This window comes from Aquimarina sp. MMG016 (assembly GCF_018100805.1).
GTDB lineage: Bacteria > Bacteroidota > Bacteroidia > Flavobacteriales > Flavobacteriaceae > Aquimarina.
In genome coordinates, this window is record NZ_JAGJEA010000002.1 from 666,289 (window position 1) to 688,254 (window position 21,966).

Consider the following 21,966-nt stretch of genomic DNA (forward strand, 5'->3'; position numbering starts at 1 on the left):
GTTTCAAAAATTGAAAAACCAGATCTGTTTATAACCTTCCGTGTACTTCTTCTTCTATTATTCCTTTCACATCATATAAAACACCATTAGGCACCAATAATGATTTAAGATCAAGGTCTAAATATTCTTTATGAGCTACAGTTAAAACCACTGCATCATATATCGCGTCAGGAAGTTCGTTTATAGTATCCAGATTATATTCGTGTTGTACCTCTTCTGCACTTGCCCATGGATCATATATAGTAACATCGGTACCAAAATCCTTAAGATGGTTAATTACATCAACTGCTCGTGTATTACGAACATCAGGACAGTTTTCCTTAAATGTGATTCCTAATACCAAAACTTTAGCTCCCTTTATTCTAATGTCGTGTTTTACCATGAGCTTGATTACTTCAGAAGCAACATATTGTCCCATACTATCATTTAATCGTCTCCCGGCGAGAATAATTTCCGGGTGATAACCAAACTCCTGTGCTCGCTGCGCTAAGTAATATGGATCCACTCCTATACAGTGTCCTCCTACTAGTCCAGGTTTAAAAGGCAAGAAATTCCACTTCGTTCCTGCTGCTTTCAATACTTCATTAGTATCAATATCCATAAGATTAAAAATCTTAGCCAATTCATTGACAAAAGCAATATTGATATCTCTCTGAGAATTCTCAATCACCTTAGCCGATTCAGCTACTTTGATAGTAGGTGCCAAATGTGTTCCTGCTGTAATTACAGAAGCATATAATGCATCTACTTTTTCTCCGATCTCCGGAGTAGAACCTGCAGTGACTTTTAAGATTTTTTCTACAGTATGTAGTTTATCTCCCGGATTAATACGCTCCGGTGAATAACCCGCATAAAAGTCTTTATTAAACTTAAGGCCACTTACTCGTTCCAATACCGGTACACATTCTTCTTCTGTAACACCAGGATACACTGTAGATTCATAGATCACTATATCACCCTTCTTTAAAACCTTCCCAACGGTTTCACTAGACTTATATAACGGTGTAAGATCAGGTCTGTTATTTTTGTCTACAGGAGTAGGAACAGTAACTACAAAGTAATTGCAATCTGCAATATCATTTAAATCTGAGGAACAGTATAATCCAATTTCCTTACTTGATGACTCTTTTAAAACAGCCTGTAAAACATCGTCTTCTACTTCTAAGGTAGTATCCGTACCAGAACGTAGTTCATCTATTCTGTTTTGATTAATGTCAAATCCTAGGGTGTCGTATTTTGTTGCGAAAAGCCTTGCTAAAGGTAATCCTACATATCCTAATCCAATAACGGCGATCTTTATATCTTGCATGGTTGGTTGTTTAGTTATTAGCTTTTATATTATTTTAGGTTTTCCCAATACCATTTTACTGCTTCTTTTAACCCCAATTTCATATCAAATTTAGGATCATACTCCAGTAGTGTTTTGGCTTTATCAATAGACGCTAAAGAATGTGGTACATCTCCTCTACGTTCTGGTCCATATTTTACCTCTACATCAGCAATAGCGGAGTCATAATCAGATAAATATTCTTTTAATAAGGTAACCAGCTCATTTAGTGTAGTTCTTTCTCCAAAAGCAGTATTATATACATTATTCCATGCTTCAGGATTATCAGAAACTATGGCTCTCATATTCATTTGGATTACATTATCAATATATGTAAAATCCCTGGAAAAAGAACCATCCCCGTTGATTACTGGAGATTCATGTTTCATAAATTGCATCACAAATTTAGGAATCACTGCTGCATAAGCTCCGTTAGGATCTTGTTTTCTACCGAATACATTAAAATATCGTAAACCAATGGTATCCAAGTCATATGTCTTCTTAAAGTTATCAGCATATAACTCATTTACAAATTTCGTAATGGCGTATGGAGATAAAGGTTTCCCTATCTTATCTTCTACTTTTGGTAATGCTTTAGAATCTCCATATGTAGAAGAACTTGCTGCATAGATAAAACGTTTTACACCTGCATCTCTAGAAGCCACTAACATATTCAGAAAACCTCCTACATTAACATCATTACTAGTAATAGGATCATTAATAGACCTAGGTACAGAACCCAAAGCTGCCTGATGTAGCACATAATCAACACCATTACACGCCTTATGGCAATCTTCTATATTTCTGATATCGCCTTCTATAAAAGAGAAGGAATTATGCTGCTCAAGAGGTGTAATATTTTTTTTGTGACCTGTAGCAAAATTATCTAACCCTACTACTTTTGCGCCTATTTCTAAAAGTGTTTCACATAGATTAGAGCCTATGAACCCTGCAGCCCCAGTCACTAAAACCTTAGAGGAACCAAGAAGTTCCAACTGATCTTTATTCATGAATTATATTTTTACCCAAATTGTTTTTCCCAATGGCTAACCCCTTAGCCAGCGCGAAATTAAGATTTACAATCAGAACTTACAACATAAGTCAATGGGGATTTTGACCCTATTTAGAATTCGTAATGTTCTGTTAACGTCAAAAACATACACTTCATAGCCAAACAAAGCACAAATAATTGATAACCAAATATTTACAGGTTTCATCTTTTTTATTAACAAAAACGTTTTCGTGATTATGATCTACTATTCGTTAAGTTTCTATTAAGCGATGTAAGATTCATATTACAATTAAAAAAGGGTTATTTCGTTTATAGTACTAATTAACCAAATTTTTCACTCTATGAATCCAAAAGTTATTATGGCCGTTAGAATTCTATTTGGCTTGGCAATTCTTTTTTTCGGAGCTAATAAGTTATTTTATTTTATGGATCCTCCGGAACCACCTACTAAAACAGCAGCAAGTTTTTTAAGAATGTTAACTATTTCTAAAACAATGATGCTAGTAGCTATCGTAGAAATTGCAGCCGGAATTTCTTTATTAGCTAATAAGTATGCGCCACTGATGATGATTGTTTTGATGAGTATTTCTATCAATGCATTACTCTACCATCTTAAGTTAGATCCAAAAAACATCGTGATAGGAATTGTTTTTCTAGCTATGAATGGTCTTATGATCTTTATATACAGAGATCATTATAAAGAGCTCTTAAGATCATAACAATACTTGTTTGATAGTAACAAGCGCCTCTACAGGCGCTTTTTTTATACTATAGATAAATGAGATGACATGTATTGTATTAGAAAACCAATTAATAGAATCAAATTTTAATATTGCAAGCGCAAAATTACTTCTAACCTTTATCTGCATTCATATAATAACTCAATGCTCCTGACGGACATTGGGTTATTTGTTGTTTTAAATTTTCCGTGGTCGCATTTTCAGGTGTGATCCACGGTTTTGCAGATGGGTCATATACATCGGGTAAGGTTTTCACACATATACCTGCATGAATACATTTACCCGGTTTCCAAACAACTGTAAGCTCTCCGTTAGTATATTCTTTTCTGATATCATTGGTTGCCATATGGATATGTTTTAGTAATAAAATGTCTATGTTATTGTACTTCCTTAAAGATACCATTATTTTTAGCTTTATTAATCATCATACACCATCTATCTACTAATCCTACATTGAATATATATTCTTAACAATTTTTGTTAAAATTCATAAAACTTAAGGGTCTCAAAAAAGAAATCTATTGTATTACATCTGTATATGTTATTTTTAGGATTATTTACACAACTACTTATAATGAAATATAGTATCACGACAGAAAAACTTCCTCAAGCATTTGAACTGCTTCCTCTGTTCTCGCAAACTACCTGGGCAAAAGACAGATCAGCAGAAGGAATAGCATTGTTGCTAAACAAGACAGAGACCTATGTTGTAATCAGGGATAATGACCAGCTTATCGGATTTGGACGAGCACTTACGGATGGAATTTACAGAGCTCTGCTAGACGATATTATAGTTCATGAAAAATATAGAAAACAAGGTATTGGTAAACTTATCGTTAATAAACTATTGGATCAACTTAAAGACGTCGAACAAATATTCTTAACCACTAAACCGGAATTAGAAAGTTTTTATAAACCCTATGGTTTTTCTAAATCAAAAGGATTAACAATGAGTTTATAGATTATAAATAATTATTATAGCTGTATGAATCGCAATCTAAAACAATATTTTCATCTTCTATGGCAATCGGTACTCTTTTGGTCTATTGTTATGGGGTTATATTCTATTTTCAGGTATTACGGTATTGATGAAGAAGAAGGCTTTACTGTAATTAAGGAGTATAGCGGACATCAAGGAACCATAAGAGCTTTGATAGGGTTTACCAGCATCGGAGCTTTAATTGGTTTTTTATACTCAACTATAGATGTGCTTTTTAGCAAATTTGCTTCTATCAAGCAATCTCTGGTTTATGGACTTATCATCAGAACATTCTTATATTTTATAACTACTATTGCAGTTTTTACATTAATCATGGATATATTCTCTGAGCTTTATGGTATCAACCTGAATACAGATCAGGGCTGGTGGAAGGAGAATAAATCATTTTGGGCAACGATTTTATATATTGTGATGGTTTCTTTTGTCTTTTCCTTCATCAAAATCGCCACAGAAAAATTCGGCAAGGGCGTTTTTATAAAAATGCTTTTAGGAAAATATAAAAACCCCCAGGAAGAGAAACGTATTTTTATGTTTCTGGACCTTAAAGACTCTACTACCATAGCTGAAAACCTGGGACATTTTAAATACAGTCAATTTATACAAGACTGCTTTTATGACCTCAATGAGGTAGTGCCCAAATATGATGCAGAAATCTATCAATATGTGGGTGATGAAGCCGTATTAAGTTGGCCTTATAAAAAAGGCTTAGCCAACAATAACTGTGTAGATCTGTTTTTTGCTTTTCAGCAGAAAAAACAAAGCAAAACCAAGTATTATGAGGAGAAGTATGGTGTCATTCCTGAATTCAAAGCTGGGCTTCATGGAGGAACCTTAATGGTTACCGAAGTTGGTGTTATCAAAAAAGAAATAGCTTATCACGGTGATGTTATCAATACCTCAGCACGTATCCAGGCAGAATGCAACAAACATAGAGTATTACTACTTATTTCTGAACGATTGTTACAAGATTTAAAAATTGGTAATTATCTATCTTCTAAATTCTTAGGAAGTGTCTTATTGAAGGGAAAACAAGAGGAGGTAAATATTCATACCATTGATAAGGTGTAATTAATTACTACATTTTTATGTTATGATATTGCTTTTACTGTTTAGAGTCGTAATAATCGTTTGCTTTTAATTTTTATTCACAAAATATTTTTTTTCTACCAACGGTAAATTTTACTCTCTTAAATAAACATTATTCTCTTCTAACAGAATATCGAGACAAACTAAGATTTTAGGGGAACGTCAATGCTGTTCAGCAAAAAAATTTATTCTCAAAGGTTACCTTACCTATCTTAGTTATTATCAAGGAAACGAGCAGCTTTATAATATATAATATCGACTAAATTCATCTATATGAAAAGAATACTCATACTACTAATTCTGTATACTACTTTCACACAAGCACAGCAGGAAATTACTAAAAAACACTTCAGACATTTACAATATAACCATGTATCACCTCATATTCCTATTATAGGTATTTATGAAATCAATCAGAAGCAGGCCAAACAAGCATCTCATTATATATTCACATATAACACCTCTGGTCGGTTAATTGAAATTATTAATAATCATTATCACAATGTGCGAAATCATCCTCTACATACCCTAGGCGCATACAAAACTGTTTTTAGCTATACGGATACTACGGAAACAAGAATATATTTTGATAAGAAGAACGAGAGAATGAAAAATGAAAGGGAAGTATACAAGGAAGTATTCGCTTATGATACAAAAGGGTTTAAAAAGTCTCTACATTTTTACGACCTGGATGACAACCCCATGGAATCCAACTGGAATGTTGCTTATTATCAATGGAGTAAACATAAAGAATTAGTGATTGAGCATAGATATAACCTTAAAGATGAAGCAGTAAATATCTCTCCATATTTTGAATTTGGAATTACAGGAATATTATACAATAAAGATGATACTCCTAAAGTCAATTATAACTTAAACACTGCTCTAAAAACAACAGAAAACTCATTCGGTATTGCATCATATCAGGATACATATGATACTAATGGAAATCATATACAATACTCCTATCACGATAAAAATGGTCAATTCACTAACAATCAATGGGGATTTGCTATAGGTAAAAAAGGATATGACATTTTTGGTAATCATATTAACAAATCTGCTTACGATAAAAATCAAAAATTGATCGATAGTCGAGAAGAGCCTTCAAATATCAATATCAAGATTGCTACCTCTGCTACTCAAAAGGACTCCGTGGCGATAAGAACAAAATCGTTGGCTTATTTAAGAGCATTACAGGAATTAGATTCCACACTAATGAAAAGTGCCTTCCATCCTGATTTGGCTAAAAGAACTTTAGGATATGACAGAAAAGAAAAAAAAGAAATCATTCGTGAGACTACTTACGAGCAAATGATTGAATTTTCAAAATCATGGAATAAAGTAGGGAATAAGTTTCCGCCCAATCCCAATAACCAGGCTATTATTTTAGATATCTATAATCGCATTGCGACAGTAAAGCTAATCTCTGATAATTGGGTTGAATACCTCCAGCTAGTGCAAACTAATAATGAATGGAAAATTATTAATCTCTTATGGCAACATAAAGATACTTCCAGATACCCAGATATTAAATCATAAATCATCGTTATCATCAAATTATGAAAAATAAATTAGTGCTACTTGGCAGCATCATATTAGTTTCTAAAGTTCTATCTGCACAGTCTAATACTGATATCATTAAGTCAGTTCAGAAGCTAATGACCGAAAATTACATTTTTCTGGATAAAGCAGAAAAAGTAAACGAGCATCTAGATACTCTAATCAATAAAAGATATTTTAATAGATATAAGAAACCTAAAGAGTTTGCAGAAGCATTAACGAAAGAGGTGCAAAAAATTACAAATGATAAGCACCTAAATATAGCTCCACCCAAGCCACAAAATAATCGACCAAGCAGTCCTCCAGAATTTATCCCAATGCATCTCCAAAATATTGAAAGATTTCGTCAGGGCGGATTTGGAGAAGTTAGTTTTTTTGAAGGTAATGTAGCCTATATCCGTCTAAAAGGGTTTAGAGTAGAAGATACAATAAAAGTAGATCCATTAATGAAATATGTATCTACAGCAGATGCCATTATAATTGATTTAAGAGACAATGGAGGGGGTAATGGCCCTGTTGGTATTAATTTAAGTAGTTATTTTCTTCCTGAAAACTTACCCCTAACCAGTGTTTATACCAGAAGAACAGACACTATGGAAGAATACAGTACAATACATGTACAAGGAAAACAAAAGCTGGATGTACCTTTATTTATACTAACCAATAACAGAACATTTTCTGCGGCTGAAGCTTTTGCCTATGATCTACAAGCCAGAAATAGAGCTACAATAATAGGTGAAGTTACAGGCGGAGGTGCTCATCCAGTAAATTTTATGCGATTACCCCAAGGATACAGACTTATTGTTCCCATTGCGCGTTCCATAAATCCGGTAACCAACACAAACTGGGAAGGAGTCGGAGTAATCCCTGATATCAAGTTACCTGCAAAAGATGCTTTGGCAAAAGCCAAAAAAATAGCCAAAACGCAAGCTAAGGAGTATAGAGAAAAACCATTTAGAAGACTAGAGCATCTTCTAGAAAAAGATGAGATTACAAAAGAAGATGAAGATATTGTTTGTCAACTCCTGGAAATTATTGTCAAAAGAGAGCACCTGGAAAGTTTTATGGTTAATGATATGGGGTACAATTATCTTAGAAGAAGAAATATAAATGGTGCATTAGCAATTCTAAGAGCTGGTACTATACTCTTCCCCAATTCTCCAAATGCTCAGGATAGTTATGCAGAAGTTTTAGTTAGAAATAATCAAAATACATTAGCTCTAAAATATTACCAAGAGGCTGTTTTTCTTGCCAAAAGACAAAAGGATGAGAAAATAGAGTTATACCAAAAAAACCTGGAGCATTTTAAAGCTAAAATGTAGTACCATAAATATTCACTTATCTCCAACCTTTTTTACCGGTGTTGTATATTTTTTTCAAGGCTTCATCACGATACCCTCTACCTACTGGAATACTATGATCCTCGATCTCCAGCGTATTCCCTTCCATAGCGGTTACATAATGAAAATTGACTATAAAAGATTTATGAACCTGCACAAACTGAGTAGGTGGTAATACTTCTAATACTCCCGTGAGTGTTTGATAGGTCACCAGAGAACGATCAGTGAGAATAACTTTAATATAATCCTTTAAGCTTTCGATATAAAGAATGTCTGTAAAGTGAACTTTGATTTTTCGCTTATCAACTTTAAAAAATATTGCATCTGTAGTTAAGACTTCTGGAATATCTTGAGTCACTCTTCCTCTTACCTTCTCTACCGCTTGCACAAAGCGGTAAAACGGAATTGGTTTTATCAGATAATCTACAGCATTAAGCTCAAAACCATCTACTGCATAATCCCGATGAGCTGTGGTAAAAATAATTTTTGGAGGAATGGATAATGTTTTTACAAAATTGATCCCATCCAGCATAGGCATCTGGATATCCAAAAAAATAAGGTCTACAGTATTATTATGCAAATATTCTATAGCAGATAGTGCATCCAGAAATGTTCCGACTTCTGATAAAAAATCAAGCCTTCCTATATAGTCAGAAATCACATCGTGAGCCAAAGGCTCATCATCTACTATAATACACGTTATTTTACCCATTCATTAACTTATTTAACTCAACTGTATACATACATCTGCATAAAACTTCTTTTCCCGTTCTTCTAATTTAAAAGTATGTTTTTTGGGATACATAATCTGTAGTCTTTTGGATAAATTCTGTACACCAATTCCATTCTTTTTTCCTTCTTCCATCTTATTCTTTACAGGATTGATCGTACTGATCTGTAATTCATTATTTTGTATAGCAATAGAAATTTGTATCTCTACATCTCCCCTTTCATTTAGTGCACAATGCTTAAATGCATTTTCTGCCAACGGAATGATAATCAATGGTGGAATCATCACTTCATTAAAATCTCCCATCAACTCTAGTTGTAACTTCAATCTGTTTCCAAATCTTAGCTTTTCTAATTCTATATAATCATTGAGGTGATGAATTTCTTTTTCTAATGAGATCTTATCTTCCACCCCATCATATAGCATATAGGATAATAAGTTAGACAATTGCAGCAATGCCTCTGGAGTCCTCTTAGAACCTTTTAATGCTAGTGAATACAAATTGTTTAGCGTATTAAACAAAAAGTGTGGATTCATCTGCGACTTTAAAAAATTAAGCTCGCTGATCTTCTGTTCTTTCTCTACCTTCTCCAGATTGATCTTATTGGCATAATAATCCCTGAATACTTTTATGGCTGTTGCTGGACCAAACCATAATAGTATGGCTCTGGTGAGGCCAAGTACCCTGGTAAATGAAAAGAAATCTTCTGGTAGTTTGGGCACTTCTAATAATATTGGATAGATTATGTAATACTCTGCCAATAATACCAGATAAGCATTAAAAATTAGTAATGGAATAAAAATCAAAAAGTAGTATCCATAGCGTTTTGTGTCAATGTACTTTGGCCACAAATAATACATATGTAAATAATAGAACGGAATCTCAATGAAGCATCCCAGATAGCGAGAACATGCATTAAGAAACGGAATCCCCCGCATAACATCTAACAATACCCAAAGTAACCAATATAAAATCCAGAAGATTACATGCTTCAAGATACGGTTATTAAATAAAGAGGTATTATTCATAGAATATTATGAAATCAAAAATAAATCCACAATATCTATAAATAATGATTAATATGCTATTTTTTTATCTCAACGACAACTACTGCTCGATGAAATCAGAAGTTTAATATTCAGACACTTTTCTACTCCATTATTGCCACAACTCTGGCAGGAGCGGCAGAAGCACCTACAATCTTTAACGGAAAAACTGCCACCTTAAAACCTGAGTATGGCAATGCATCGAGGTTTACAAGTTGCTCCATATGACAATATTCTTTTCGTTGTCCTACCAAGTGTGCTTCCCAAAACAGTTCGGGATTATTAGTTTCCTTAGCCTTTTTCATCATATAAGGTAATGGCAAATCCCATCCCCAGGCATCAATCCCCATCACTTTGATTCCTTGATCGATCAACCATTCAGTCGCCTCCGCACTCATCCCTGTACCTATTTTATGAAAATCTTTGGTACCATTAAATTTATCTCGTCCGGTTTTAATCAGTACTATCATACCGGGTGCTATTGCTAAATCGTTAGTCTCCAAAAATGATGTTAGATCAGTTACCGTAATCGGATCAAAATCTTGTTTATGTTTCATATCGATCACTAACCCCTGGCCATAACACCATTCTAATGGTATCTCATCAATAGTTTTGGCTTTTTCTCCATTAACCGTGGGAGCATAATGCCATGGAGCATCAATATGAGTCGTGGAATGGACTCCCATCTTTTTTATGGTATCGTCTGCCCAACCGGTAAATCCTTTAGGAAATAATCTAAAAGGCAATCCTAATACACGAATTAGCCATTTTGCCTTGCGGTGAGGTTTATGCTTTATTTTTACTTTCATAAACCAAGGATCAGATGCATTGTATTGAATAGGTTTTGAGAGATCGATGATTTTCATGGTAGTTGTGGTTTTATGAGTTTTTTTGATACTATAGTTCTTACTTCCGTAAAAGGAAATATTACTGTTTTTAGTGAATACTATTTAGATCTTACTATACTTTGGAGCGTTTGAATTAGGATTTAAAAATCTTTCTTCCAAAATTGGTTCCTGTAGCAGCAGAAGCAGTAACAACACCTGCAAACAAAGCTCCTCCCACCCCAGCCGTTACAATATCTTGTCCCGTAAGGTATAATCCCTTAATAGGTGTTCTGGGTTGTAAGAACTTTTGGCGAAATCGATCAGGGGTATGATCAATCCCATAGATCTCTCCTTTTTCGTAGTTCACAAAATGTTTTGTACTTAGTGGTGTAGAAAGTTCATAATAATCCACTTGTCCTTCCAGGTGTGGTAATTGTTTGAATAACTCCTTCATTAATCGTTGGGCAATTTTTTCTTTCCATTCCTCATACGATTCTCCACGTTTCATCCATCGGGTACCTTCCCAGTTCGCACATGCTTCATACGGAACCAGGGTAATAATATCTATAGTACTTCTACCCGGGTATCTATTGGTCCAATCAGGGTCTTTGGCAGATGGAAAAGATACATATACTACAGGAAAAGGTGCGTCCTGATCTTTCAGGTATCTCGCCACACAAGTATCGTGGTCACCATCATCAGGATAGATCCAAAAATTAGTTTTAGGCAGCTGCAATGCTTCCGGAGAACTCTTAAGTCCCATATATAAACATGCATGTGAAACAGATGGAGTTACTTTTTGTAATTGCTCTTGTAATTTATGCTGAATACGTGCTTGTTTAGGAATCAACTTTTCGAAAGTATTAAAAACACCGGCTCCACTAATAATAGTATCGGCATAAAATTCCTTACCATCAATCATACGCACACCTTTGGCATTATTATCTTCTATGATCACTTCCTCCACAGCAGCGTTAGTCAATATCGTACCAGAAGCATCAGCAATAACAGGATCAATCGTATCCGCAATTCTAGAAGATCCACCAACAGGAAAGTTACCGCCAGAAAAATAATGCCTTGCTACAGAAGCATGCATTGCAAAACTACTTTGCTTAGGAGGTAAACCATAATCCCCATACTGCGCCGTTAATACCTTTATTAATTCTTGGTTATCTGTTAGTTTGCTTAATACTGCATACGTAGTTTGATCAGCATATTTCAGATATGGCCTTCTCATAAAACCACCAATCAAAAAACGCAAAAAACCAGGTAATGCCTTTTCTTTATAGAACGTACTCATTACCTTATTTGCTTTGAAAACCAAACTAATATATTGCTCAATAGCTTTTTCCTCATTAGGAAAATATTCTAGCATTTTATTTTTAAAGTTCTCTACTCCTTTTACAAAATCATAGGATTTATCCCCAATAATAATTCGATCATATACTTCGCCCATATCAGCCCACTCTAACTTATTATCAGAAACGTAATCAAACAACTTGCGTATAGGACTATGCTCTTGTTGTACACCACCTATATAATGAATACCTACATCCCACTCATATCCTTTACGTTTAAATACATGGGTAAACCCTCCTGCTGTATAATGACGTTCCAGAACTAATACTTTCTTACTTTCTTTTGCTAATATAGCTCCAACAGTAAGGCTTCCCATTCCGGATCCAATAATAATCACATCATAGGTATCTTCTAATTGTGGGCGTTGTTTATAGGATTGTATCATAGATCTGGTAACAATTTTGGTTATAAGTTGTTTCTCAAATCTAAGAAGATAATTAATGTTAAACCAATATTCAGAAAATATTAAATCCTACTCTTTGTTTGTCAAAGAACTCTTTTTATAGAATATGCCTAAAGAAAACTAAATATATGGAATCGAGTATAGGAAACTCTGAAGCACCCCCACTTCAGAAGTAACCTAAGCCCGATATGGATGTATCCTTGTTATTTTTTAAGTTTTAAATCCTTTACTAATGCTACAATCCTTTCATTAATACCTGGATTTATTCTAATACATTCTTCAAAGTGTATAATAGCTTCTTGGATATTACCGTCGTTATGATATGCATACCCGAGCATTTCATAAGCAGTATGGGAACTAGGGTAATTTTTTATATTCATTTTAAAAAGCTCATAAGCCTCTTTTCGTTCATTGCCATTAAATTTAGCCCAGGCAGTCATATTGACAACATTCTCCGGAGGCAAAAAACTAACGCCTAAATTCTCTGACAAGGTATCATAATGATCTATGATATCGTTCTTAGTAATGGTCCTTGATAAAGGCAATACATAATCTTTAAAAATAAATTCCAATCCGTGGTATAAACTAATCAAAGAAACACTTCTGTGATCTTCTTTTTCGAAAATCTGAAATTTAACATTGGAGTGCGATATCCCCTGATTTTTTAGCCTTGCATAAAAGTGCTCATGGCTATTTCTCATCTTTGCAATCTTGCCATTGGTGTTTTTATAACTATTAGCCCCAGAAAGGTAGAAACGTTTCTTCTGTATTTCATGAGCTAAACTAGTATCGATCTTTCTAATGATATATTGGTCATCCCACCAATAGTTTGGATCGATTGCCAGATATGCATTAAACACAGTATTATCTAAGTATGCTTCAGTAACTATGGTGCCTCCCAGAGCATGACCTACTAATACATTGTAGTTTTTGGTTCTATATTTTTTTTTGACTTCCGGAAGAAGTTCTTTCTCCAGAAACTTAAGAAACTGCTTTCCGTTTCCGCTATCTTTCTGTGCAATCTTATGATCCTTTCCGTCATAACCAATTAATGATTTGGTAGGAGAAAAGTCTCTTACCTTGCTTTGATGCGTAGAAATTGCGACAATAATCATTTCAGGTATTTGTCCTTCCTTGCTCATCACCTCTACTGTAGTACTTGTCGAAAACACATGATAATCACCATCCAAAAGAAATAAGACAGGATGATTTATCGCAGTATTGTTTTGGTATGATGGAGGAAGACTAATGGTATACTCTCTTTCTTCTCCTAATGACTCTGAATATAACGTATGTTTTATCGTATTTAAATATACTCCTTTACCTTCCTGGTTAAAACCTTTGACTTTTTCACTTTCTAACTGAACATCATTCTCTGATATATAGGTATCATAATTCTGATAAACATATAGAAGTCCTTCATATAAACTTCTATAGGCGGAAGTACCATGGTTTTCATCTTCAAAATATTCTAATTTTATATGAGTATAGGGCACTCCATAATTTTTAAGCGTGCTGCAGAAAAGCTCGTGAGCATTACGCATAGCTGTAACTCCTTGTTTATTTCTTTCATAATTGTCAGCACTAGAAATATACATCCTTTTATGCTTGATTTTTTTAACCAAATCCGAGTTAATTCTTTTGGTCAATAGCTGCGAATCCCACCAAAAACTTGGATCTGTAGCGATGTAGGCATTAAATGTACTATTAGAAAGATATGCATATCCTGCAAAAAGACCTCCCAGAGAATGTCCGGTTAATATTCTATATGAATTGGTTCTAAACTTTTTATCCACTTCTGATAAGAGTTCTTTTTCGATAAAATTCAAAAAATCTTCTCCTCCTCCACTCGAATTAGCATACGCTGTCTGTGTAGGTGTTAGATCTCTATTTCTATCCGTATTAGGTATAGCCACAATTATAGTTTCAGGAATTCTATGCGTTTTACTTAGATATTCTATTAAACCAGAGGTATAAATAAACCGATAATCACCATCTGATAGTACCAAAACAGGATAACGCTTTGTCGTTTCTGCATACGATGCAGGAAGGCTGACGATGTAGCTTCTTTTTTCTTTTAAGATTGTTGATGTAATGGTATACTCAGTTCCGATCCTGAGTTTTTCAGATTCTTGTGCAATGACACTAAAGAGTGACATAAAAATTAACACCTGTACAACTGCTATAATTCTTTTCATGTTTCTATATTATTGTTTATTAAGTAATACACGATAACGAGATTTTACATCTGCATACCCTTTTATCTGTTTCCAATATTCATCAAGGTTATCCACTTCTCCGTGCCAATGTGGATCCGGGAGCTGTAACTTAGTATTGATCCAGTCCTTATTTTTAAAGAAATCCTGGTCTATCGTACAAGGCTCCATATTTTTAAATGGTACTAAGAAAATGTACCCATCAAACAATTTGTCTAATGTAAAATCAGGATAGCAGGTTGCATAATTACTATCATCTCTCAACTTGCCAAGCGGAGTGTCTTGTAAATCAAATCCCACCGGGATGTTATCCCTTTTTTCAATAAGCGCTTCTATATTACCATTGGCCGGTGATAGCAGAAATGGTGCTTTGTTTGGTTTGTTATAAAATGGTCCGTGCAAGAAAATAGAAAAGACTTTAGAAGGATATTGTTGATAAAGCCTGTTTCCCAGACTTCCATCATCGTAGTGACAAAAATCATCTTGATTAGCTGCTAATGAAGCCTGCTTGTATTTGGTATACGCATGAGGAGTTCCCACTAACAGCACAATTTTGTCTTCTTTGCTTACTATTTCTTTAGTTATGACTTCTGTCCTAAATTTATTGGGAGTTCCTTTATAAAATACGTTAGACATATTCTCAGGTGTGGGTGTACCTTCGAATTCACTCCAATCATATTGATAGCTAATATTTAGTATTCTAAATTTCCTTTGATCTGGAGAAAGGTTTGTATTAAATTTCCATACTGTTTTATAAATATCCATATACTCCCTATATGCCCAGCCAACATTATAGAAATACATCATATCTCTGGCTACTTGCTCGTCATACGTTTTACCGGTGACTAACGAATCCAGGGTAGCTTGTTTTTCATAAGCTCCAAACTCCATTCCTAAGGTGTATACACCAGCTTCATATAGTTGGGGAATTAGTTGTGTCACAAAATCGAGATTGTTTTTAATCGCATGATCTTCTCCCAGAATCACCATATCATATTCTTTGGTTTTGTTAACCACATACGATATCGGATCAAGGCCTTTCTGATCTAAATACTGTAATTCTTCAGAAAAACCGGTACTTTGACCTATACCGCTATAAAAAACTATAAAGGCAATAGCAATCCATATGTTATCTCTTAAATCCATATCATATAACTATACTATATTAAAAAAGGGGCTATGTGGTTTTAGCCCCTTTAAAGTCAAAATGAAACTACAAAAACTAATTCAACACACATAAAATAGCTTCTATCAAACAATTAAAAAACAAATCCAATTCTATTAAAACTCCTACTACCTCGATTTGATACTATATTCCAGGGTTATAGGATTAAACGTAATGATATAGGTTCCCGGATTTACTGCAATATTATTATTAAGAGTTCCTGGTTCCAGTACCCCATCATTATCAACATCTCCGTAGTTTATGGCCCAATCATTATTAAATCTAATCTTCATATTTCCTTGCACCAATGTTACATCAGCTTGCCAATTATCAAATAAAGGATCATAGGTCAATGGCATATCCGGACCATCCCATCCATTTATAGTAGCATCTCCGACCAATCCCCAGGAATAAGGTGCTACAGAATAGCTTAATGAGTTTTCATTAAACAGGATTTTATAAGTTCCGGCGGATATGGCAATATTATTATTTAAGGTTCCTGGTTCCAGCACCCCATCATCATCTACATCTCCATAGTTTATAGTCCAATCATTATCTGCTCTTACTTTAATAAAACCATCCGTGAGTGTCACATAAGCCACAAAAGTACCTGCCGGCAAGCTACCATCCGTAGATTGATAAAATGGCATATCCGGGCCATCCCATCCATTTATGGTCGCATCTCCAACTAATCCCCATCTTGATGATAAATCTAATGTAGATGCATATGGTGTTACTTGAAGCGAACTCTGTTCAGAAAATAAGCTGGTATCACTAGACAGTACCGTTTCTATTTTTACCAAAAGCTCTATTGCTGCTCCGGGATTAGCACCCAGGTTAATCAAAATCTGATTTAACTCTGCTGCAGTAAATGTTGTAGAAAAACCACTGGTCACTGCTTGTATCTGCGGAGCACTAAAATCACCATCAGCCAAATCAAATAATAATTGATATCCTATAGATCCTGCGCTATATCCCAAATCCGGTTCCTGAAATGTAATGGTCAACACCTCTGCATCTTCATTATTTCTATCCAAAACAATACTGTTTACAGAAAAATTAGCCACTCCGGTAGAAGCTGTTGGAGAAAGGGTGATAAGGTCATCATTATCCTCACAGGATACTATAAATATCGATGCTATCAGTACGATAACTATGTTGTTATATATATTCTTCATAATGTTAACTACTATTTAAATTAATATCCCGGAGTTGGAACAAGATTAGGATTGGCATTGAGCTCTGCACTTGGCATTGGATATAGGTCTCTAAATTTCTCAGTCGTTCTTCCTGCGGCGATATTTCCTTTCCAGGGCCATACGCCTTGATCAGAAAATTGCCCGAAACGAATAAGGTCTGTTCTACGATGACACTCCCAGTATAATTCTCTGGATCTTTCATCAAGTATAAAATCTAAATTTAGATCTGCTGCTCTAATATTACCGCTGGTATCGCCATACGCTCGTTCTCTAAGGTCATTAATATACCCTACTGCTGTATTGGCATCACCGCCACCTCCTCTTAAAAAAATTTCGGCATACATCAGATACGCATCCGCTAGTCTAAACATCGGAAAATTAACATCGACATTATTCCCTGAAGCGTCAGAACCAATATTACCATCAACATCTACATTACGATATTTGGTCACTGCATATCCTTGTGTAAAATCAAATGGGTTGGCAATCTCCAAAGTCTGCCCATCCGTATGAAACATCGCTCTAGTATCCGTATTTCCTGTGATATCATCGAACTTATCCACAAAGGCACTTGTACTTCTAAGTCCTCCCCATCCGGCATTTACTCCAAATAATGCAGGATCCATATTACCGCCAATTGCAGCATGTACCAAGTAGGTCGTTCCTCCAAAAGAACCATTAGCAATACCATCAAAAAGTACCGGATAAATAATTTCATCCTCGGCTCCATTGCGATCATTATCTGCTAGAAACAGATAGTTATAATTAGGAGCAAGTATATACCCTGCATTTATAATTCTATTGGTATACTCGAGTGCATCTGTATATCTGGCTGTTCCGGTATACACTTCTGCATTGAGATATAGTTTTGCCAATAACATCCACACAAACCCTTTATCGGCTCTACCATATTCATTCTGCCGAGGATCTGGCAATCTTGTTTCTATATCCAACAATTCAGATTCTATATAGGCAAACATATCTGTTCTGGAAATCTGTTGCGGAAAAAAAGCACCTACAGGATCGTTCTCATTCACCAAAGGAATATTACCATACATATCCAATCCGTGCCAATAACTAAAAGCTCTCATAAAACGAGCTTCATCCCTAAACCCTGCAATTTCGGTTCTTAATGCTGCACTAACATTTCCTCTGCTATCCAAAACCCCAGGCTCTGTTTCCCTTAAAAACTGATTCACCAAACCTACCTGAAAATATACTCTGGCATACATGGCTGTAATAAATATATCTGATGAGGTCCATACGTGATTATGGATGTCATGGATCGTTTGATCATTCCAGGCGATAATAGATTCATCCGTTGCTAACTCCTGTGTGGTAAAAAGCAGACGCAGGTAATTAGAAAAATTACCATTGATTCCGGCAATATCATCCTGGCTCCCACTAGTGTCCTGGCCGGTTAATGAAATACCTCCATAAATCTTAGCCAAAAATTGTTTATAGGCATCAGGATTGGCAAAAGTAACTTCAGAGGTCTGAGCACTCAGTGGTTCTAAATCTAACTCATCAGCACAGGATACCAAACATAACATCATCAATACGATCAGAACTGTAGCGATGCTAATAAGTTTATTCAATATTTTAATAGCTTTCATTTTCATTTTTTTTAAAAGTTCATATTAGCTCCAAATACAATATTTCTCGGTCTGGGAAAGAAGTTGTTATCGATACCACCCGGAATTTCAGGATCAATCCCATCATACCCTGTGATGGTAAAAACATTTTGCACCGTGAGCTGCATCCTTAAACCTATTTTATCATCATTGATAAGATCTTTAAAATTGTATCCTAGTGTGATGTTATCCATTTTTAGAAAAGAAGCATCTTCCAGATAATAATCAGATAACAGTTGATTGTTTTTAAACCCTGTTTCTAATATCGATGCATGTACATTTCTATTGGTTCCCAGAGAATGCAACCCAAACTCATTTCCTGTAGAAGAAGCAACATTATTATAGACATAGTTGCCAATACTAGCTCTCATGGTAAAATTCAAGTCCCAGTTCTTATAATTCGCACTGGATGATAAACCAAATAAGTAGTCCGCCGCCGGGTTTTCGCTAATATATAAATCCCCCGTATCTACAATACCGTCTCCATTAATATCTTCATAGACACCTTCTACCGGTCTTCCCCCGGCATCATAGACTTGTTTATATAATAAGAAAGATCGTTGCGGCGAACCTACCCTATGAATTTGCACCGTGTTTCCGATACCCCCAGAAATAAAACCTGTTGGGACTCCTATAAATGAAGGATCATCGACAATATTTAGTTTTACTATTTCATTGGTGAGATAGGATGCGTTGAAAGCTACATTCCAATTAAAATTACGCTTCCTGATTATATCAGATGCTATGGTAAACTCAAAACCGCTATTCTCCAGATCTCCAATATTTGTGGTCAATTGATTGGTGAGATTTGTTCCGGATGGTATAGGGATCAGGTTTAATACATCGCTGGTTTCTCTGGTAAAATATTCGATACTTCCGGAGATTCGGTTGTCCAGAAAACCATAATCCAGTCCTATATTATACGTTTCGGATTCTTCCCATTTAATATTTTCATCATATCCTTGTGGACGTACGGTATTATAAAATGTATTTCCTAACTGGTATTGCTGATTATCAGCACCGTTTACATATACCGGCAAATACCCGAAATCAACTCCGATTTCTTGCTGTCCGGTTTGTCCATATCCTAATCGTAGTTTTAGATTAGAGATAGTTTCAGAGTTTTGGAGAAAGCCTTCTTCTGCTATGTTCCAGGCCAGCGCCGCTGCAAAAAAGTTTCCCCAACGATTTTCCTCGCTAAACCTGGAAGAACCATCTGATCTATAACTTAATGTTAATAGGTATCGACTATCATAAGAGTATCGTAGTCTTGTAACATAAGATTCTAAAGCATTCTGCGTTGCAAAACTATTCTCTGTAGGAGCTCCTACGGTAGGAGTAGTACTATTATAATTTTTTCTATAGAATTTCTGAAAAGTATGTCCTGCAGTTAATTCTATAGCACTCTTTATACTTTCGATATCTTTTTTATAGTTCAGGAATAGATCCGCCAGTGTACTTCTCCTGATGCTTCCATAATCTCCAATTGTTCCCTGAGCAAGAAAACCTGAAGCTGAGGTTGCAGGTACATTGGTTTCACCACTCACCTCATTATAATCGAATCCTAAATTTATATTAGCATTCAGTCCTTCTAAGAAAGGGGCATTATAGTCCAGTTTAATATTACCCAGGGCTCTCTCTGTTTCTGCTGTATTAGTAAGTTGCTGTAACAATCCAACTGGATTTCTTGGTGCCAGTGGTTCTGGATTTCCATTAGATTGCAACCACTCCCAATAGCCACCAAATTGATCAGACCCACTAAATACAGATTGTGTAGGATCAAACTGTGCTGCGGCTCCTAAAGCTCCCCCATTAGCAAAATCATCCTGAGTAAGTGCTCCCCGAATATTTAGATCAATAGATAAGCTTCGGTCAAACAGGTTTTGACGAAGGCTAATAGCGGCTGAACTACGTTCAAATCTTGATGTCTTCACTAATCCATCCTGAGTAGTGTACCCTGCAGAAACTCTATACGATGTACTGCCAAAACCTTGTGTAAGGGTTATATTGGTATCCGTACCGATAGCTTCCTGAAAGATTTCATCCTGCCAATCTGTATTACTATTTCCTAAGAGAGGAAGAATTAATCCTGCATTCTGGCTATTGGTTGCTACCTGTCTATACTCATCGGCATTCAGTACATCTGTTCTGCGTTGTACCATACCAATAGAACCCGTAGTATTAACCTGCACTTTAAAAGGAGCACTTAGACTCCCGCTTTTAGTAGTAATAAGAATTACACCGGCAGAAGCCCTTGATCCATATATAGCAGTAGATGATGCATCCTTTAACACTACAAAACTTTCTATATCATTAGGATTTATAGCGTTTAGAGCAGCTACTCCGTTACCCCCTGTGGTTCCCTGATCGATAGGTACTCCATCGATAACAACCAGTGGACTATTATTAGCAGATAACGAAGAGTTTCCTCCTCTGATACTAATAGTTCCTGCTTGTCCGGGTTGCCCTCCCGGTGGTATGACATTCACCCCGGCAGTTTTACCGGTAATCAATTGTTCCGGAGAGGAGATCGCACCTTGATTAAAATCTTTTGCGTCTACCTTTTCTATTGCTCCGGTTGCGTCTTTAACGGTCGTAGTACCGTATCCTATAACGACTACTTCATCTAATGTATCCGCATCTTCTTCTAAGGCTACATCAATCGTAGTTGTATTCACCACTATTTCTGCGTCTTTAAACCCTAAATAAGAAAAGACTAATACATCTCCTGTATTTGCCGGTATGGTATACACTCCATTAAAATCGGATACTGCCCCGGTGGTGGTGCCTCTTACAATGACGTTAGCTCCCGGAATAGCACTACCGGTAGATTTTTCTGTAATGATACCACTTATAGTACTTTGGGCATTAATTCCTAAAGAAACTATAGTGATGAAACACATTAATAGTTTTTGTTTTGTTCTCATATAGTATTAATTCTGATAGTTTAAATAAATAGTTAGTTGGCATAAAAGGATCTCATACACGATTCGGGACAAATAAAAGGCTACATGGAATTTCGTAATACTGGTGTCTGTAGGTTTGTAATTACAATGGGGCAAGGCTTTCTAAACAATGTTTTTTTCTGGAATAGAATCATAGATGTTTTGTGCTAATAGTTTGAATTTGAGCACATATTATCAAAAATGAATAGGTCTAAAAAGCCGAATGAACAAACAACAGCTTATAGCGCCAAAAAACCGTTTTTCCCTACTTTTTAAGGTTTCCGGTTGTTTTTTATCATATCATCACTTTTGTACACGATAAACTGCTGTTTATGCATAAGTATCTGTAGTTTGATATTGTCTGAGGTAAAGC

17 protein-coding genes are annotated in these 21,966 nt (G+C 35.4%); 5 read left to right on the forward strand and 12 right to left on the reverse strand.

All coding sequences use genetic code 11. The features are described from left to right. Positions 1 to 28: 28 nt before the first annotated feature. On the reverse strand, positions 29 to 1,309 hold the full coding sequence (locus J8M14_RS05845; RefSeq protein ID WP_211073643.1) for a nucleotide sugar dehydrogenase: 1,281 nt from the start codon (positions 1,307 to 1,309) through the stop codon (positions 29 to 31). A 29-nt stretch (positions 1,310 to 1,338) separates the two neighbouring features. Next, entirely contained in the window at positions 1,339 to 2,337 is a 999-nt protein-coding gene (locus J8M14_RS05850) for an SDR family oxidoreductase (protein ID WP_211073644.1), read from the reverse strand. A gap of 343 nt (positions 2,338 to 2,680) precedes the next feature. Here J8M14_RS05850 and J8M14_RS05855 point away from each other — a divergent pair, with 343 nt between their 5' ends. After that, the gene (locus J8M14_RS05855) at positions 2,681 to 3,058 is read left to right on the forward strand and encodes a DoxX family membrane protein (protein ID WP_211073645.1); all 378 of its coding nucleotides are present in this window, start codon (positions 2,681 to 2,683) and stop codon (positions 3,056 to 3,058) included. Positions 3,059 to 3,191: 133 nt separating this feature from the next. Here the strand turns inward: J8M14_RS05855 and J8M14_RS05860 are convergent, their stop codons facing one another. Beyond that, complete coding sequence (locus J8M14_RS05860) at positions 3,192 to 3,425, reverse strand: (4Fe-4S)-binding protein (RefSeq protein ID WP_211073646.1); 234 nt, start codon at positions 3,423 to 3,425, stop codon at positions 3,192 to 3,194. Positions 3,426 to 3,653: 228 nt separating this feature from the next. Between J8M14_RS05860 and J8M14_RS05865 the strand changes: the two genes are divergently transcribed. From J8M14_RS05865 to J8M14_RS05880, 4 genes are all read left to right on the forward strand, one after another. Beyond that, a complete protein-coding gene (locus J8M14_RS05865) occupies positions 3,654 to 4,040 on the forward strand; it encodes a GNAT family N-acetyltransferase (RefSeq protein WP_211073647.1) in 387 nt (128 codons plus the stop codon). A 24-nt stretch (positions 4,041 to 4,064) separates the two neighbouring features. Then, positions 4,065 to 5,147, forward strand: coding sequence for an adenylate/guanylate cyclase domain-containing protein (locus J8M14_RS05870; protein ID WP_211073648.1), 1,083 nt, complete (start codon positions 4,065 to 4,067; stop codon positions 5,145 to 5,147). 291 nt (positions 5,148 to 5,438) lie between these two features. Beyond that, complete coding sequence (locus tag J8M14_RS05875) at positions 5,439 to 6,707, forward strand: nuclear transport factor 2 family protein (RefSeq protein ID WP_211073649.1); 1,269 nt, start codon at positions 5,439 to 5,441, stop codon at positions 6,705 to 6,707. Between the two features lie 20 nt (positions 6,708 to 6,727). After that, positions 6,728 to 8,050, forward strand: coding sequence for a S41 family peptidase (locus tag J8M14_RS05880; protein ID WP_211073650.1), 1,323 nt, complete (start codon positions 6,728 to 6,730; stop codon positions 8,048 to 8,050). Between the two features lie 16 nt (positions 8,051 to 8,066). Here the strand turns inward: J8M14_RS05880 and J8M14_RS05885 are convergent, their stop codons facing one another. The 9 genes from J8M14_RS05885 to J8M14_RS05925 form a co-directional block, all read right to left on the reverse strand. Next, positions 8,067 to 8,780, reverse strand: a complete 714-nt coding sequence (locus J8M14_RS05885; RefSeq protein WP_211073651.1) for a LytTR family DNA-binding domain-containing protein — start codon at positions 8,778 to 8,780, stop codon at positions 8,067 to 8,069. Between the two features lie 12 nt (positions 8,781 to 8,792). Further along, positions 8,793 to 9,794 (reverse strand): histidine kinase, encoded by a 1,002-nt coding sequence (locus J8M14_RS05890; RefSeq protein WP_211073652.1) that lies wholly within the window; start codon positions 9,792 to 9,794, stop codon positions 8,793 to 8,795. Positions 9,795 to 9,949: 155 nt separating this feature from the next. After that, complete coding sequence (locus J8M14_RS05895; protein ID WP_211073653.1) at positions 9,950 to 10,711, reverse strand: cyclase family protein; 762 nt, start codon at positions 10,709 to 10,711, stop codon at positions 9,950 to 9,952. Between the two features lie 115 nt (positions 10,712 to 10,826). Next, entirely contained in the window at positions 10,827 to 12,416 is a 1,590-nt protein-coding gene (locus J8M14_RS05900) for an NAD(P)/FAD-dependent oxidoreductase (protein ID WP_211073654.1), read from the reverse strand. A gap of 221 nt (positions 12,417 to 12,637) precedes the next feature. Beyond that, the gene (locus J8M14_RS05905; protein WP_211073655.1) at positions 12,638 to 14,632 is read right to left on the reverse strand and encodes an alpha/beta hydrolase-fold protein; all 1,995 of its coding nucleotides are present in this window, start codon (positions 14,630 to 14,632) and stop codon (positions 12,638 to 12,640) included. 9 nt (positions 14,633 to 14,641) lie between these two features. Further along, positions 14,642 to 15,796, reverse strand: a complete 1,155-nt coding sequence (locus J8M14_RS05910; RefSeq protein WP_211073656.1) for a ChaN family lipoprotein — start codon at positions 15,794 to 15,796, stop codon at positions 14,642 to 14,644. Between the two features lie 147 nt (positions 15,797 to 15,943). After that, a complete protein-coding gene (locus J8M14_RS05915) occupies positions 15,944 to 16,993 on the reverse strand; it encodes a SusE domain-containing protein (protein WP_211073657.1) in 1,050 nt (349 codons plus the stop codon). A gap of 20 nt (positions 16,994 to 17,013) precedes the next feature. Further along, complete coding sequence (locus J8M14_RS05920; protein ID WP_211073658.1) at positions 17,014 to 18,630, reverse strand: RagB/SusD family nutrient uptake outer membrane protein; 1,617 nt, start codon at positions 18,628 to 18,630, stop codon at positions 17,014 to 17,016. Positions 18,631 to 18,641: 11 nt separating this feature from the next. Beyond that, positions 18,642 to 21,575 carry a SusC/RagA family TonB-linked outer membrane protein gene (locus J8M14_RS05925; RefSeq protein WP_211073659.1) on the reverse strand — a complete coding sequence of 978 codons (2,934 nt, stop codon included), beginning with the start codon at positions 21,573 to 21,575 and terminating at the stop codon, positions 18,642 to 18,644. Positions 21,576 to 21,966 lie beyond the last annotated feature (391 nt).

Excerpts from the sequence above, each read along its gene's own strand:
- J8M14_RS05845 (WP_211073643.1), bottom strand. The coding sequence starts at position 1,309 with ATGCAAGATATAAAGATCGCCGTTATTGGATTAGGATATGTAGGATTA.
- J8M14_RS05850 (WP_211073644.1), bottom strand. The coding sequence starts at position 2,337 with ATGAATAAAGATCAGTTGGAACTTCTTGGTTCCTCTAAGGTTTTAGTG.
- J8M14_RS05855 (WP_211073645.1), top strand. The coding sequence starts at position 2,681 with ATGAATCCAAAAGTTATTATGGCCGTTAGAATTCTATTTGGCTTGGCA.
- J8M14_RS05860 (WP_211073646.1), bottom strand. The coding sequence starts at position 3,425 with ATGGCAACCAATGATATCAGAAAAGAATATACTAACGGAGAGCTTACA.
- J8M14_RS05865 (WP_211073647.1), top strand. The coding sequence starts at position 3,654 with ATGAAATATAGTATCACGACAGAAAAACTTCCTCAAGCATTTGAACTG.
- J8M14_RS05870 (WP_211073648.1), top strand. The coding sequence starts at position 4,065 with ATGAATCGCAATCTAAAACAATATTTTCATCTTCTATGGCAATCGGTA.
- J8M14_RS05875 (WP_211073649.1), top strand. The coding sequence starts at position 5,439 with ATGAAAAGAATACTCATACTACTAATTCTGTATACTACTTTCACACAA.
- J8M14_RS05880 (WP_211073650.1), top strand. The coding sequence starts at position 6,728 with ATGAAAAATAAATTAGTGCTACTTGGCAGCATCATATTAGTTTCTAAA.
- J8M14_RS05885 (WP_211073651.1), bottom strand. The coding sequence starts at position 8,780 with ATGGGTAAAATAACGTGTATTATAGTAGATGATGAGCCTTTGGCTCAC.
- J8M14_RS05895 (WP_211073653.1), bottom strand. The coding sequence starts at position 10,711 with ATGAAAATCATCGATCTCTCAAAACCTATTCAATACAATGCATCTGAT.
- J8M14_RS05900 (WP_211073654.1), bottom strand. The coding sequence starts at position 12,416 with ATGATACAATCCTATAAACAACGCCCACAATTAGAAGATACCTATGAT.
- J8M14_RS05905 (WP_211073655.1), bottom strand. The coding sequence starts at position 14,632 with ATGAAAAGAATTATAGCAGTTGTACAGGTGTTAATTTTTATGTCACTC.
- J8M14_RS05910 (WP_211073656.1), bottom strand. The coding sequence starts at position 15,796 with ATGGATTTAAGAGATAACATATGGATTGCTATTGCCTTTATAGTTTTT.
- J8M14_RS05915 (WP_211073657.1), bottom strand. The coding sequence starts at position 16,993 with ATGAAGAATATATATAACAACATAGTTATCGTACTGATAGCATCGATA.
- J8M14_RS05920 (WP_211073658.1), bottom strand. The coding sequence starts at position 18,630 with ATGAAAGCTATTAAAATATTGAATAAACTTATTAGCATCGCTACAGTT.
- J8M14_RS05925 (WP_211073659.1), bottom strand. The coding sequence starts at position 21,575 with ATGAGAACAAAACAAAAACTATTAATGTGTTTCATCACTATAGTTTCT.